A 13,532-nucleotide genomic window follows, 5' to 3' on the forward strand; every position below is an offset into this window, starting at 1 on the left:
ATGCCCTGATGTTCGAACCCATTGTCCGCCATTTCAGAATCGTCGGCGCGCTCATCATGCGCGAAATGGCGACGCGCTTCGGGCGCGAAGGACTGGGCTTCGCCTGGGTCGTCGGCGAGCCGCTGATCTTCTGTTTCGGCGTCCTGATCCTGTGGGGCGTGACCAAGCCGGCCTATGAGCACGGGGTTCGCCTCGCGCCCTTCGTCATGACCGGCTATATGTCGCTGATCCTGACCCGACACATGATCGGCCTGCTGGGCGGCGCGCTCCAGGCCAACCTCGGCCTGCTGTATCACCGCCAGATCGCGCCGCTGCACATCTTCGGCGCGCGCATCCTGCTGGAACTGGGCGGCGCGACCGCCGCCTTCTTCATCGTTTATGTAGTGCTGTTCTGCCTCAAGCAGGTCGGCCTGCCGCACAACTATCTGCTGCTCTACGCGGGCTGGTTCCTGCTGGCCTGGATATCGTGCGGCTTCGCCCTCATTCTCACGGGCCTCGCCATGCGCTATGAGACCTTTGAACGGGTGGTCGGCCTGATCAGCTACATCCTGATTCCGGTGTCGGGCGTCTTCTTCATGGTGTCGTGGCTGCCGCCGAGCGTTAGAGACCTTTATCTCTATGTCCCCTTCCCGCACGGGGTGGAGATGATCCGCGCAGGCGTCTTTGGGGAGTTCATCCCGACCTATTACGATCCGCTCTACGCGCTCGCCGTGGGGTCGGTTTTCAACATACTGGGCCTGGTGCTGATCGCAGGGGCCCGAGACCGTATTTCGGTTGAATAGAGACGTCGTCCGACAATGAATCACATCACCCAGAAGACGAATGGCTGACACCAACCTGACCTATATCGGCGCAGCGGACGAACCCCGCGCCGCCCGTCCGGCCAAACGTTCGTGGCGCCGGCGTTTGCCGCTGGGCTTCCTGATCGTGGTCGGGATTCCGACCCTTGTCGGCGGGATCTACTACGGCCTGATCGCCTCGCCGCGCTATGTCTCGGAATCCCATTTCGTGGTGCGCTCGGCCAGTTCGTCCCAGCCGACCGGCCTGGGCATCGCCCTGCAGGGCGTCGGCCTCTCCAGCGGCATGAACGACGCCTTCGCCGTGCACGAATACATGGCGTCGCGCGACAGCCTGAAAACCCTTCAGTCGCGCTTCAACCTGAAGGCCATGCTGGCCAAGCCGGGGACCGACTGGTTCTCGCGTTCGCCGCGCCCCTGGGAGGGCAAGAGCGAAGAGACCCTCTACAAGGGTTTCCAGCGCTTCCTGACGGTCGGTTATGACGCCACCTCGGGCATCAGCACCCTGCGGGTCGAGGCCTTCAGCGCCAAGGACGCCCAGACCATCAACGCCGCCATGCTCGACAGCGGCGAGGCCCTGGTCAACCGGCTCAACGAACGCTCGACCGCCAACGCCGTGCGGGACGCCCGAGTGTCCTACGAACAGGCCCGCGCCGAGGTCGCCGCCTCGCAGCAGGCCCTGACCAACCTGCGCAACAGCGCCCAGTTCATCGACCCGCGCGCCGCCGTGACCGAATCGACCGAGGTCGTCAGCGGCCTGCTGGTGACGATCGCCCAGTTGCGCGCCGACCGCGCCCAGTTGGCCGCCGAGGCGCCGTCCAGCCCGCAACTGCCCATTCTCGACAGCCGCATCGCGGCCTATGAGCGTCAGGTCGCGGAAGCTCGCGCCAAGGTCACCGGCTCCGCCTCGTCTCTGGCCCCCAAGGTCGGCGTCTACGAGGACCTGGTGATGCGCCGCGAGATCGCGGACAAGGTGATGGGCCAGGCCACCGCCGCCCTGCTGACCGCCGAACAGGACGCCCGTCGCCAGAAGCTCTATCTGGAACGCATCGTCGCCCCCAGCGAGCCGGACAAGCCGACCGAACCCAAGCGCTGGCTGGCCCTGCTGACCGTCTTCGCCTCGTCGCTGCTGGTTTACGCCGTGGGCTGGCTCATCTGGGCCGGCGTGCGGGAGCACAGGCAGGACTGATGCAGACCCCCGAGGCTCCGGGCCTGCGCGTCATCAACGTCGGGAAGACCTATCATGGGGCTCCCAAGCCCCTGTTCCAGAACATCAACTTCGACCTGGGCAAGTCCGGCCGACTGGCGATCCTCGGCCGCAACGGCCAGGGCAAATCCACCCTGATCAAGATGCTGGGCGGCGTCCTGCCCGAGACCCAGGGCCGGATCGAATGGCGGATGTCGTCGTCTTGGCCGATCGGCTTCGGCGGCGGCTTTCAGGGCAGCCTGTCGGGACTGGACAACGTCCGCTTCCTGGCCCGCCTCTATGATCGCGACTACCACGACATGCTGGCGCGGGTGGACGACTTCGCCGAACTGGGCAAGGCGCTGCGCGATCCGGTCAAGCACTACTCCTCGGGGATGCGCGCGCGTCTGGCCTTCGGCCTGTCGCTGGCCATCGAATTCGACTGCTACCTGATCGACGAACTGGTGGCCGTGGGCGACGCCCGCTTCCAGCGCAAGTGTCAGGAAGCCCTGTTCGAGCACCGCGCCCACCGCGCCTTCCTGATGGCGTCGCACGACACCCATCTGATCGCCAGCTACTGCGACCGCGCCCTGATCATCGAGGGCGGCCAGGCCAAGGTGTTCGACGACATCGACGAGGCGGTCGAGGTCTATACCTGGTTGCGCGCCGCGTGAGCCGCTCTTCCTCTTCGCCTGCCCGCTGGATCGTCGTTCCGCCCTTCCAGCACGATGCCGTCTGGCGCGAGGCCGTGGCGGCCGCCGTCGCCGAGGCCGGCCTGCGGCTGCACGACCTGGACGCCGCCCCGGAAGGCGCGCCGCTCGACGACGCCCGGGCTGTCATTCTGACCGCCGACGCAAATCAGGCCCTGGCGGCCGGCGTCGCGGCTGAGGCTGTCGCCGGCCTGATCGCCGGGGCGGGCCTGCGCCTGAACGGCGACGAGGCGCCGGACGCCCTGCCGCCGCATATCGCGGTCCTGACCGACCTGATGGGCCGCATCGCCCTGCTGCCTCCGGCTCGGGTGTTCCGCAGCGCCGACTTCACCGCCGGCCCCGTCGAGATCCTGCCTGGCGTGATCCTGCATCGCCCGACGCTCCGGTGCGGCGGCGCCCTGTCGCCTCGGCTTGAGGCGGTGAGCCAGGCCGCCGCCCTGCTCGACCCCGCGCACCCCCAGGCGACCTGGGCGCCGGATCTGTTCAACTATGATTCCCGCGTCGTGCCCGGCGGCACGCGCGGCCAGCTGGATCTGACCGGACGCCCGCGTTTCATGATCACCGGCCCCTACATCACCATGCCCGCCGGGCGCTGGCGGGCGACCTATCGCCTGACCTTCGACGCCAAGGGCAGCCGTCCGCGCTTCCGCGTCGACTGGGGCGGCCAGACCGACTACGTCTCCGAGGAATTCACGCCCGGTCGCCCCGGCGTGTTCGAAATCGTCCAGGAGTATGAGTGGACCGAACCCTCGCCCTGTGAACTGCGGGTGCTGGTTCTGGAAGGCGTGTTCGAGGGCCGGCTGACCTTCAGCGGCGCCCAGGTCAGCCGGATCGGCTAGAGCGTCCCCAGACGCGCCAGTCCTTGAGGATCGGCGATCAGCGGCGCCCACCAGGCCTCGTTGTCCAGATACCAGCGCACCGTCCGCTCCAGCCCCTCGTCGAAGCCGACCTGGGGCGTCCAACCCAGCTCCGCGCGGATCAGACCCGCGTCGATGGCGTAGCGGCGGTCGTGACCCGGTCGGTCCTCGACCATGAGGATTCGCTCGGCATGTGGTCGGCCGCTCTCGGCGGGTCGCACCCGATCCAGCACGGCGCACAGGGCGTGGACCAGTTGCAGATTGGTGCGCTCTGCGTCGCCGCCGACGGCGTAGGTCCGGCCCGCCGCGCCGCGCTCGAGGATGTCCGCCAGGGCGCGAGCGTGGTCATCGACGAACAGCCAGTCGCGCACGTTTCCGCCGTCGCCATAGACCGGCAAGGTCTCGCCGCGCAGCGCCCGCAGGATCATGGTCGGGATCAGCTTCTCGGGAAACTGGCGGGCGCCGTAGTTGTTCGAGCAGTTGCTGATCATCACCGGAAGGCCGAAGGTGTGGCCCCAGGCCCGGACCAGATGATCCGACGCCGCCTTGGACGCCGCATAGGGCGAGCGCGGGTCATAGGGGCTGGTCTCCGAGAACAGCCCTTCTTCGCCCAGAGAACCGAACACCTCGTCGGTCGAGACGTGCAGGAAGCGGAAGGCGTCGCGGGCCTCGCCCGACAGGCCGCGCCAGGTCGCCAGGGCCTGATCCAGCAGCACCTGCGTCCCCACGACATTGGTGCGCACGAAAACGGCGGGACCGTCGATCGAGCGGTCGACGTGGGTCTCGGCCGCCAGATGGGCCACGGCCTCGGGGCGGAAGCCGGCGAAGACGGCGGCGACCGCGACCGGGTCGGCGATGTCGGCGCGCACGAAGCTGTAGGCGGGATCGACTTCCAGTTCGGCCAGCGAGGCGGCGACCCCGGCATAGGTCAGCAGGTCCAGCACGCGGACCTCGTGGCCCCGCGCCAGCAGTTCGCGCGTCAGGGCCGAGCCGATGAAGCCGGCGCCGCCGGTCAGCAATATCCTCAACGCTCGTCTCCTCAGCCGCCGACCGGACCGGGCTAGCCGCTAATCCGGGCCAGGTCCACGACCGACAGGGTCATGGGGGTCTCTCCGGCGAAGGGCGTCTCCAGATCGCGCAGACGCGGCCAGTTGCGGTCGCGTTCGGTCAGGACCGCCTCGGACGCCGCCACCGGCCAGGCGATGTCAAGGTCCGGATCGTCCCAGGCCAGCCCCGCCTCGTGCGCGGGCGCATAGGGGGCCGAGACCTTGTAGACCACCTCGGTCCCCGGCTGCAGGGTGACGAAGCCATGGGCGAAACAGGGCGGCACGAACAACTGGTCGCCGCTCTCCGCCGACAACTCGACCGCGTGATGCTTGCCGAAGGTCGGCGAGCCCGCGCGCAGGTCCACCACCACGTCCCGAATGGCGCCGCGCACGCAGCGCACCAGCTTGGCCTGGGCGTAGGGCGGACGCTGGAAATGCAGGCCGCGCACCACGCCCGCCGCCTCGGAGCGCGAATGATTGTCCTGCACGAAGTCGCAGTCGATCCCGGCGGCGGTGAAGCGCGCGCGCGACCAGGTCTCCGAAAACCAGCCCCTGTCGTCTCCATGGCGCGGGGTCCGCACCAGGATCACGTCGCCCGTCACGAACCCGCCGGGGCGGCCGGAGCGTCATTCGAGGCCTCGGCGACCATCAGGGCGTAGGCCCGGTCCAGCGCCTCGTTGCGCACGAACAGGGTCCGGGCCTGGGCTGGCGGCGGGGGCTCATAGGCGCCCGGGTTGGTCCCGCCGTTCAGCGGCGAGCCATAGAAGATATGCGCCCCGATCTGGCGCACGCGCGCCAGCCGCTGGCCCCACGACGGGCGGACGTAGTTGGCGTGGTAGTTGACCGAGTTCTTGGGCAACTGGCTGGCCGAGCGGCCCTCGTAGACCTCGCGCGCGATGCGCTCGGCGCGGGCCCAGGCCACCGGATTGACCGCGCGCCGCCCGATAGAGCCGTCGCAGGTGAAGGTGAACTGGCAGGTGCGGCTGTTGCGCTGATAGACGACCTCGCAGACCCGCTTGGGATAGGCGCGGTGGCGCGAGCGGTTCAGCACCACCTCGGCGACCGCCGCCTGACCGACTTCGCTCTCGTTGCGGGCCTCGTAATAGACGGCCTGGGTCAGACACTCGAGGTCGTTGTCCGGCACGCGCGGCGGCGTCTTCAGATCCAGATAGGGCGGCGTATAGCCGGCGCGACGCACGGACGGCGCGGCGTTCGCATTGACCGGAGGCGGAGCGAAGCTCGAGGCCGGCTCAGCGCGGGTCGGCGTTGCGGCGGCGCGGGCGGCCGACGCCGGACGGCGGGTCTCGGCCCGGCGACGCTGGGCAGCGGCCGGCGCGTCGGTCAGGCGGACGCCCTCGCCGTCCTTGATCATGGTCTGGAGGCGGGCGTTCAGCCGCGCGCGACGGTCGTGGTCGCTTTCAACCGGCGTTTCGACGGGAGCCGTCGCATAGGCGGGGATGGGTTTGACCGCGCCGGGTTCGGCCTGGGCGAAGCGGGCGTGATTGGCCAGGCCCGCCCAGACGGCGCACCCCAATCCCCCTGCGATCAGCACCGAGGCGACGCCGCGCATCATCCCCCCCCAAAAAAACCTGAGCGATCTGCATACCAGCCGCGACCATAAGCGCCAAGCTGAGGCGTTGCTTCGCCCGATTGGCAGGCGCGTCACGAAGCCCTATCAAGGCCCTGTCATGCAGACCGCCCGCCGCGCCGGCTTTTCCCTGATTGAAGCCCTGGTCGTCCTGGCGATCGGCGGCATGGCGCTGGCCGTCATCTTCTCGATCGGGATCAAGGCCGGCGACACGGGCTTCTCGCTGGGGCGGCGGGCCATGGATGCTGCAGATTTGGATATATCGGCAAGCGATCTTCGCGTCATACTGCGCAGCACCGTTCTGGTACCGGCGCGGGCATTCCGGGAGGGAGTCGATCCCGCTGTGATCGGCTCATCCGAGGAGTTGCAAATGGATGTCGTCATGGAAAGGGCTACCCAATGCGCACCTCAGGGTTGGGCTGGCCGCCTTACGTTGCGGGTCGAATCTTCTCAGGAAGGCAGAACGCTCTTCTGCATTGTGGGAACACGCCGCACAAAGCTGCTTCAGGCCAGCAATGCATCAGGCGGATTCTCGTATTCGACTGACAGAATTATCTGGACTTCTGATTTCACGAACACCCCCTCAGGCCCTTCGGGTTTTCAGAATCTATCATCGACCTCAGTCTGGATACGATTTGCCGGCAAGTCTGTTGAAATAATAGAACTCGCCTCATCTGGCAGGCCGGAAGCATGGATTAGAGCTGATGAAGGAGTCTGACCTTTCATCTATCCCAAGAAACGTGAAAACTGCGCGTCAAGGCTTCGCACTCCCTGCCGTATTGACAGTTGCTGGCGTAGTCACGCTTATATTTCTTGTCGCAATTACGGCTTTATCTAGCCTGTCTGCAGAAGCAAAATCCGCCCGAGCAAGAATTAGATTCCTACAGAATGCACTAACAGCAGAGGCAAACCTCAGCCTTCTTGCGTCGACAGAACCCATTCGATCAAGCACAATTGCAATTGGCGCCCCGCGCATTCTCGACTTCCTCTCGGGGACTGAGGGCAACCCCTCAAATTTGGAAACCGCCGCCGTTCTACTCGATGGCCATCCCTACTCGCTCAACTTGACGGGAAAGGTGATCATGGAAATTCAAGACCAAGCAGGCCTAATAAACCTCGCAGCTCTAACAGACGACCAACATGCACGCTTAATGCGACGCCTAGGCGTCGATGCGGCTGAATCGTCTCGCCTAAGAGATATATATCTAGATTACGTTGATGCTGACGACCTGCGTCGACCCGATGGCGCTGAAAAAAACGAATACTCAACTAACACACCACCCAACAGGCCACTTAGGACCACCTCAGAGTGGCTATCCATTCTTGATGCAAGAAACAGCATCAACCAGAAAAAATGGAGAGAATTGAAGCCAAGCCTATCAACAGATCATACGTTGCTAAATTCAAATATAAACACCGCAACTAAAGAAAGCTTGAAAGTGCTGTTTGGTGCCGATGAACGTCAGGCGGAATCCGCGATAAACTTGAGATCTACATCCGCATTCGGCAGCTTCGAAGATTTCAAAAATGCTTCCGGCGTGGAATTCACACCGGATGACGAAAGATCATATGTCTTCCCATCAGGGCGAATGATCTTCACCATTAGAGATACACAGTCGGCATGGGTATATCGCGGACGACTAACTTTGACGCCTTCCGGCCTTGAGCAACCGCTCTGGATCGATCAGACTGAACTGACAGAGGCCCCCCGCCGGGCCGTGGCCGACACATCCGATGCAACTCGACTTCCTTACGCCCCGCGTTGAGCGGCTCAACGCCGATGGCGCCATCGACGTCGTCCACCCCGGCGGCGCCGTGGGCCGGATGCTGCGTCGGCCCGTGCTGCTGCTGGCGCGCGACCTGTGCGCCTTTAGCCTGTTCCAGACCGCCGCCCTGCCGCGCGGTCGTCGGCGTCAGGCCGCCGTCCTGCACGCCCGCATGGCGGCGCCCTATGTCCGCTCCGGCTCGGCCCTGAGCAAGGCCGGCGACGACTTCGGCGTCTGGTGGTGGGACGCGGACCGCGTCGAGGCCCTGTTGGCGTCCCGCGCCGTGACCGTCCGCCCGCTGATCAACCCCGAGACCCTGGCCCAGCCGCGCGGCGAGGGCTGGCGCATCGTCCGGCTGAAGCTGGGCTATGAGGCCCAGTTGTGGCGCGGCAAGGCCCTGGTCGCCTCGGCCTGGCGCCGCGAGCGTTACGACCCCGCCGCCTGGTCGGCCTTCGTGCGGCTGCAGCGCGCCGCCGAGACCGCGCCGGACAGCCCGCCGGCCCCCGCCGACCTGCCCATCGCCTTCGACAACCGCGACGCCTTCGCCCTGGCCCCGGTCGAGCTGACGCGCGAGCAGACAGCCCTGCTGGTCGGCGGCGGCGCGGCCTTCGCCTCGCTCTGCTTCGGAGCCTTCCTGTTCGGGCAGGGCTATCAGCTGTCCAAGGACGCCGACCGCGTCGAGGTCGAGACGACCGAGATCCGCGCCGCCACGCCGCGCGCCGCCGCCGTGCGCAACCTGGACGCCAGCCAGAAGAAGCTGATCGCCTATCGCCGTATCGAGGAACAGACCAGTCCGCTGAGCGCCGCCGGCGCCGCCATCGGCATCCTGGCTCTCCACGAACTGACGCCGACGTCGCTGAACGCGGAGGCCGAGACCCTCAGCTTCGTCCTGCCCTACGCCGCGATCGACAAGGTCGCGCCTCTGGTCGAGGAACTGGAAAGCTCCGGCTATTTCCACGACGTCCAGCCGCGCACCGACGGCACGGCCCAGACCCTGACGCTGGAAATGAAGGTGCGCGAGGCAGCCCCGCCGCTGACGCCCGAACCCTAGGCGCCGCCGCGCCCCTTGGCCGAGGGCGCCTGCAGCCGGATGAAGCGGCAGGTGCCGTCATCGGTCCGCAGGGTCATGACCACCCGGTCCTGATTGATCAGATTGGCGCTGACGGTCGAACAGCCGCCGCCCTCGGCGATGTCCAGGGCGGGCGCCAGGGTATAGCGCCACGGCGCACGCAGCTCGAGCAGCCGGTCGCCCTCGGTTTTCGGCATGGAGGGATCGACGATCCGCAGCGGCTCGCCCGTGCGGTTCGCCTCGCGCCGCAGGTCGGACACCTGACGCTGAAACTCGAAGAAGACGGCGTGCGAGGTGGTCTGGTCCAGCATTCGCGCCGTGGACGGCATGATGATGGCGGTGCTCAGAGCGAAGATCGCCAGCACCACCAGCACCTCGATCAGGGTGTAGCCGCCCCGGGGACGCCGGGGCGGCGCGGGATCAGCGGGCCTGATCGGAGCTGACATCGGCGTTGGCGCCCTGGCCGCCCTCGGCGCCGTCGGCGCCGTAGCTGATGACGCGGGCGCGATTGTCCGGCGCAACCTCGCCCGAGGCCGGCGCAGCCGGGGCGACGTAGATGTAGGGGCGCGCCCAGGGATCGGACGGCAGGGCCTTGTCCAGATAGGGGCCGGACCAGCCGGGCACGGTTTCAGCGTTGGCCTGCATCAGCAGCCCCAGGCCTTCCTGCTCGGTCGGCAGGCGGCCGATGTCCAGACGCATGGTCTCCAGCGCGGCTTCCAGCGAGCGGATCTGCAGACGGGCGGTCTGGGTCTTGGACTTGTCCAACTGAGCGAACAGACGCGGCCCGACGACCGCCGCGATCAGGGCGATGATCGACAGGACGACGAGGATCTCGAGCAGGCTGTAGCCTTCGCGCGCCTTGCGGCTACGCTGATGCGACGAAGCAACGATCAGCGAAAAACGGTGACGGAGACGGGAACGGTCGCGGTGCATCAAACGATCGCCTTGGATTTCTAAGCTGTTATGGGCTTTTAACGGTTGCTATAGCTCACAGCACATGGGGGGTCGATGCGCAATGCAGACCCGTGCGCCGCAACACTGAAACGGGATGGGTCTTGCAGGGCTTCTTCGCTGACATGGTCGCTTCGACGCGCGCGTCGATCGAGACGCTGAAGGACCGGCTGCGCCGCACCACGATGCGCGAGCGCGTCCTGCTGGGCGGACTGGTCCTGGGCGCCGCCGTCTACGCCCCCGTGGCCGCGCTGGACTGGCGCACGGTCCAGGCCGACCGCTACATCGACGCCCTGACCGAACAGTCGACCGCCCGCCTGACCGCCAACGCCGCCCGCCGCGTCGCCGCCGGCGCCGCCGACCGTCTGGCGCTGGAGGACATGAACGGCTGGGGCTTCGAGGCCAGCAATCCGGCCGTCGCCCAGGTGCTGATCGAGCAGCGCTTGCTGGAAGCCGCGACCGCGACCGGCCTGCCCAATCCGCGCATCACCACCAACGCCAAGGTCGAGGCCGTCGGCCCGACCCAGTGGCTTGAGGCCGAGATCCAGTCGGATCTGCGCTGGGGTCCCGCCTTCGCCTTCCTCGACGAGCTGGGCGAATGGCCCGAGGGCTTCCGCGTCACGGCCTTCCGCTATGAGATCACGCCGCCCAACCCGCTGCTGGTAGGCGTCGAAGCCCCGCCGCCCAGCGGCAAGCTGCGCATCGGCCTGGCCTTCCCCGTGCGGATCGCCAATCCGGGAGCGGCGTCATGAAGCGGCTGCTGTGGCTGATCCCGCCGCTGGCGCTGGCCCTGGCCTTCCTGACCGGCGGCGCCTATCCCGGTCGCCCGGAAGAACCGCCCGCCGTGGTGCGCGGCCAGTCGGCGCGCTCAGGCCCCATCGTGCGTCCGGGCGAGAGCGCCGTGGGCGCCGTGGCCTTCCTGAAAACGCTGCGGTCCGATCCGCCGCCTCCGCCGCCTCCGCCCCCGCCGCCGCCTCCCCCGCCGCCCCCGCCGCCGCCCGACGTGGCCGTGACCTTCCGGGCGGCGCTGCGCGGCGTCGAGCGCGACCCGGCGACCGGCCGTCACCGCGCCCTGGTCAGCGACGCCTCGGGCGGAGTCTCGGCCATCAACGAAGGCGGCCGCTTCGGCGACGGCTGGCGCATCAAGACCATTTCGGCTGAAGCCGTAACCCTGGCCAAGGGACGCGAGACGCGCGTCGTGCGGGTGTTCGGTTGAGTATCGAGGAGAACGGCATGACGAACCTGACCGCGGGTCCCTTCCGACGCCCGACAGTTCTGCGTCGTGCAGGCCTGCGCGCCGCCGTCTGTCTGGCGCCCATGATCATCCTGGCCGGCTGCGCCGCCTTCCCCGAGATGAACACCATGGTGTCGCGCCCCGACACGCGGGTCGAAGGCGCGTCGCAGGACGGCCTGATCGGCGGCGGCGTCGCCGTGGACCGCGGATCGCGCGCCCGGCCCGCCGCCAGCACCCTGGCCATTCCCGGCCCTGCCGCCCCTGCCGGTCCGACCCGCCTGCCCGCCACCCCGGAGCAGATCGCCGCCCTGGTCTCGGACGAGATGGTCGACGCCAACCTGTCGCCCCAGTCGATCCCGCAGTTCGCCGCCACCGTCTTCGGCGGCGTGCTCAAGGTCCCCTTCACCCTGACCCCCGACGTCGCCACCCGCACCGAGGTCATGGCTGGCGGCAGCGGCGGCCCGATCAGCAAGCGCGCCCTGTTCAGCCTGACCCAGCAGGCGCTGAAGCAGTACGGCGTCGAGGTCTATGTCGACGGCGGCTTCGTCACCGTCGGCGCGACGCCGCAAGGCGGATCTGGCGTCGAGGTGAACCGCAGCCGCACCCCCTCGGCTACAGCGGGTCGCGTGGTCCAATTCTACACGGTCCAGACCATCGAGGTGAATGTCCTGCAGAGCCTGCTGCAGGACCTCTATCCCAACCTGTCCGGCGCCCGGATCACGCCCGATCAGTTGAGCAACAGTCTGATCATTTCGGGTCCGGGCCGCGAGGTGGCCCAGGTCGTCCGCGCCCTGCGCGAGATCGACCAGCCGCGCTTCGCCGGGACCGAAGTGCTACGCATCGAGCCGTCCTTCTGGGCCACCGACGCCCTGGCCGGGGCGCTGGAGCAGGCGCTGACAACCGAGGGCTATGTGGTTTCGCGTAGCGCCCTCGCTAGCCGCGCCCTGGTTATTCTGTCCTTCCCCACCGCCAACCAGATCCTGATTTTCGCCAAGGATCCCGACATCCTGGCGCGGGCCCGCTATTGGGCCGAGACCATGGATCAGCCCGCAGCCCTGGGCGACAAGGCCTCGACCTTTGTCTATCAGGTCAGGAACACGGACGCCGCCTCCCTCGGCCAACTGGCCATGGGCCAGACGCCGACGACGGCTCAGGCCCGGCCGCCGGTCGGAGTCCCCGGCACGCCGCCCGCCCCGGCCAATGCCGGCCTCAGCAGCCAGCAAGGCGCGCCTCGGCAACAGGGTGCGTCCGGCCAAGGCGGCGGCGGCCAGTTCATGAACGGTCAGGTGCTGACCGATCCCATCGGCAACCGCATCATCTTCACCGGCACGGCGACCGAGTTCGCCCAGCTTCGCGCCCTGCTGACCACGCTGGACACCCCAGCGCCCCAGGTGGTGATCGAGGTCATGATCGCCGAGGTCACCCTGACCGACAACACCAGCCTGGGCGTCCAATTGTTCGGCACCGACGTGCGCGGCGACGGCGTGCTGAGCGGCGGCACCGAGGGCATCAAGATTGGTGCAGGCGGGCTCCTCATGACCTTCACAGGCCCGGACTTCCGCGCCCGGCTGAACGCCGAAGCTGGAAACAACCGGGTCAATATCCTGCAACGGCCGCAACTGGTCGCCCGCAGCGGCGGCACCGCCCGTTTCCAGGTCGGCACCGACGTGCCGATCATCACCTCGCAACGTGCCACCGACAACCAATCAGGCAACAGCGGCACCGACATTCTGCAAAGCGTCCAGTATCGCCAGACCGGCGTGATCCTGGATCTGCAGCCCGTGGTCTATGGCGACCGGGTGGACATCACCATCAGCCAGGAAATCTCGGAGGTCGGCGAATCGAGCAATCCCGCCATCGCCAGCCCGCCAATCCTGAACCGCAGCCTGACCACTCAGATCGCCATCACCGATGGCTGGACCGGAGTTCTGGGCGGTCTGATCAGCAACACCTACAGCAAGGTCAACACGGGCGTGCCCTTCCTGAAGGACGTGCCGATCGTCGGCTCGGCCTTCCAAAACAATGCTGTGAAAGGCGCTCGTACCGAACTGCTGGTCCTGATCACCCCGCACGTCATTCGTGGCGACGAGGACATGGCCGACTATGCCGACCGCTACGCCAGCGACATGAACGCGGCCTTCCGCACCGGCCGCGGTTGGTCCTATACGCTGACGCCGTTCAACGCCGGTTTCGGCGTGCGGGGGGTCGGCTTCGACCTGCCGTCGCCGAACCGTCCCTCGGATCGCCGCGTGGAAGCCGCGCCCGCTGCGCCGTCGGCGACTGCCCCGGCCCCGACGCCGCCGGCCGAACCGGCCGCCGACTGAGGCC

The 13,532-nt window shown here is 67.5% G+C and carries 15 protein-coding genes; 10 read left to right on the forward strand and 5 right to left on the reverse strand.

Annotated elements, in window-relative coordinates; all coding sequences use genetic code 11:
- Positions 1-8: 8 nt before the first annotated feature.
- From AC3IS2_RS12335 to AC3IS2_RS12350, 4 genes are read left to right on the forward strand one after another with little or no spacing between them, the layout of a single operon-like run.
- Positions 9-782 carry an ABC transporter permease gene (locus tag AC3IS2_RS12335; protein ID WP_489198073.1) on the forward strand — a complete coding sequence of 258 codons (774 nt, stop codon included), beginning with the start codon at positions 9-11 and terminating at the stop codon, positions 780-782.
- A 40-nt stretch (positions 783-822) separates the two neighbouring features.
- A complete protein-coding gene (locus tag AC3IS2_RS12340; protein ID WP_489198074.1) occupies positions 823-1,986 on the forward strand; it encodes a KpsE/RkpR family capsule polysaccharide export protein in 1,164 nt (387 codons plus the stop codon).
- Positions 1,986-2,657: an ABC transporter ATP-binding protein gene (locus AC3IS2_RS12345; RefSeq protein ID WP_489198075.1), complete on the forward strand. Its 672-nt coding sequence runs from the start codon at positions 1,986-1,988 to the stop codon at positions 2,655-2,657. The genes AC3IS2_RS12340 and AC3IS2_RS12345 overlap by 1 nt, the downstream gene beginning before the upstream one ends.
- On the forward strand, positions 2,654-3,532 hold the full coding sequence (locus tag AC3IS2_RS12350) for a hypothetical protein (protein WP_489198076.1): 879 nt from the start codon (positions 2,654-2,656) through the stop codon (positions 3,530-3,532). The genes AC3IS2_RS12345 and AC3IS2_RS12350 overlap by 4 nt, the downstream gene beginning before the upstream one ends.
- Here AC3IS2_RS12350 and rfbB read toward each other — a convergent pair.
- From rfbB to AC3IS2_RS12365, 3 genes are read right to left on the reverse strand one after another with little or no spacing between them, the layout of a single operon-like run.
- Positions 3,529-4,578 (reverse strand): dTDP-glucose 4,6-dehydratase, encoded by a 1,050-nt coding sequence (gene rfbB / locus AC3IS2_RS12355; protein ID WP_489198077.1) that lies wholly within the window; start codon positions 4,576-4,578, stop codon positions 3,529-3,531. The two genes, AC3IS2_RS12350 and rfbB, sit on opposite strands and share 4 nt — an antisense overlap.
- Positions 4,579-4,610: 32 nt before the next feature.
- Positions 4,611-5,198 (reverse strand): dTDP-4-dehydrorhamnose 3,5-epimerase, encoded by a 588-nt coding sequence (gene rfbC / locus AC3IS2_RS12360; protein ID WP_489198078.1) that lies wholly within the window; start codon positions 5,196-5,198, stop codon positions 4,611-4,613.
- Complete coding sequence (locus tag AC3IS2_RS12365) at positions 5,195-6,166, reverse strand: cell wall hydrolase (RefSeq protein WP_489198079.1); 972 nt, start codon at positions 6,164-6,166, stop codon at positions 5,195-5,197. Before AC3IS2_RS12365 ends, rfbC begins: the two co-directional genes overlap by 4 nt.
- Positions 6,167-6,284: 118 nt before the next feature.
- Between AC3IS2_RS12365 and AC3IS2_RS12370 the strand changes: the two genes are divergently transcribed.
- Genes AC3IS2_RS12370 through AC3IS2_RS12380 form a run of 3 tightly spaced genes read left to right on the forward strand, consistent with a single transcriptional unit; the run spans position 6,285 to position 9,001 of the window.
- Complete coding sequence (locus tag AC3IS2_RS12370) at positions 6,285-6,902, forward strand: prepilin-type N-terminal cleavage/methylation domain-containing protein (protein ID WP_489198080.1); 618 nt, start codon at positions 6,285-6,287, stop codon at positions 6,900-6,902.
- Positions 6,889-7,950, forward strand: coding sequence for a type II secretion system minor pseudopilin (locus AC3IS2_RS12375; RefSeq protein ID WP_489198081.1), 1,062 nt, complete (start codon positions 6,889-6,891; stop codon positions 7,948-7,950). Before AC3IS2_RS12370 ends, AC3IS2_RS12375 begins: the two co-directional genes overlap by 14 nt.
- Positions 7,919-9,001 carry a hypothetical protein gene (locus AC3IS2_RS12380; protein ID WP_489198082.1) on the forward strand — a complete coding sequence of 361 codons (1,083 nt, stop codon included), beginning with the start codon at positions 7,919-7,921 and terminating at the stop codon, positions 8,999-9,001. Before AC3IS2_RS12375 ends, AC3IS2_RS12380 begins: the two co-directional genes overlap by 32 nt.
- Here AC3IS2_RS12380 and AC3IS2_RS12385 read toward each other — a convergent pair.
- Entirely contained in the window at positions 8,998-9,465 is a 468-nt protein-coding gene (locus AC3IS2_RS12385) for a pilus assembly FimT family protein (RefSeq protein ID WP_489198083.1), read from the reverse strand. The genes AC3IS2_RS12380 and AC3IS2_RS12385 overlap by 4 nt on opposite strands.
- Positions 9,440-9,952, reverse strand: a complete 513-nt coding sequence (gspG, locus tag AC3IS2_RS12390) for a type II secretion system major pseudopilin GspG (RefSeq protein ID WP_489198084.1) — start codon at positions 9,950-9,952, stop codon at positions 9,440-9,442. Before gspG ends, AC3IS2_RS12385 begins: the two co-directional genes overlap by 26 nt.
- Before the next feature lie 92 nt (positions 9,953-10,044).
- Between gspG and AC3IS2_RS12395 the strand changes: the two genes are divergently transcribed.
- From AC3IS2_RS12395 to AC3IS2_RS12405, 3 genes are read left to right on the forward strand one after another with little or no spacing between them, the layout of a single operon-like run.
- Positions 10,045-10,722: a hypothetical protein gene (locus AC3IS2_RS12395; protein WP_489198085.1), complete on the forward strand. Its 678-nt coding sequence runs from the start codon at positions 10,045-10,047 to the stop codon at positions 10,720-10,722.
- Positions 10,719-11,186: a hypothetical protein gene (locus AC3IS2_RS12400; protein WP_489198086.1), complete on the forward strand. Its 468-nt coding sequence runs from the start codon at positions 10,719-10,721 to the stop codon at positions 11,184-11,186. The genes AC3IS2_RS12395 and AC3IS2_RS12400 overlap by 4 nt, the downstream gene beginning before the upstream one ends.
- A 17-nt stretch (positions 11,187-11,203) precedes the next feature.
- Complete coding sequence (locus tag AC3IS2_RS12405; protein ID WP_489198087.1) at positions 11,204-13,528, forward strand: secretin N-terminal domain-containing protein; 2,325 nt, start codon at positions 11,204-11,206, stop codon at positions 13,526-13,528.
- The last annotated feature ends 4 nt before the right edge of the window (positions 13,529-13,532 follow it).

This window comes from Brevundimonas sp. KH_025, assembly GCF_057839885.1.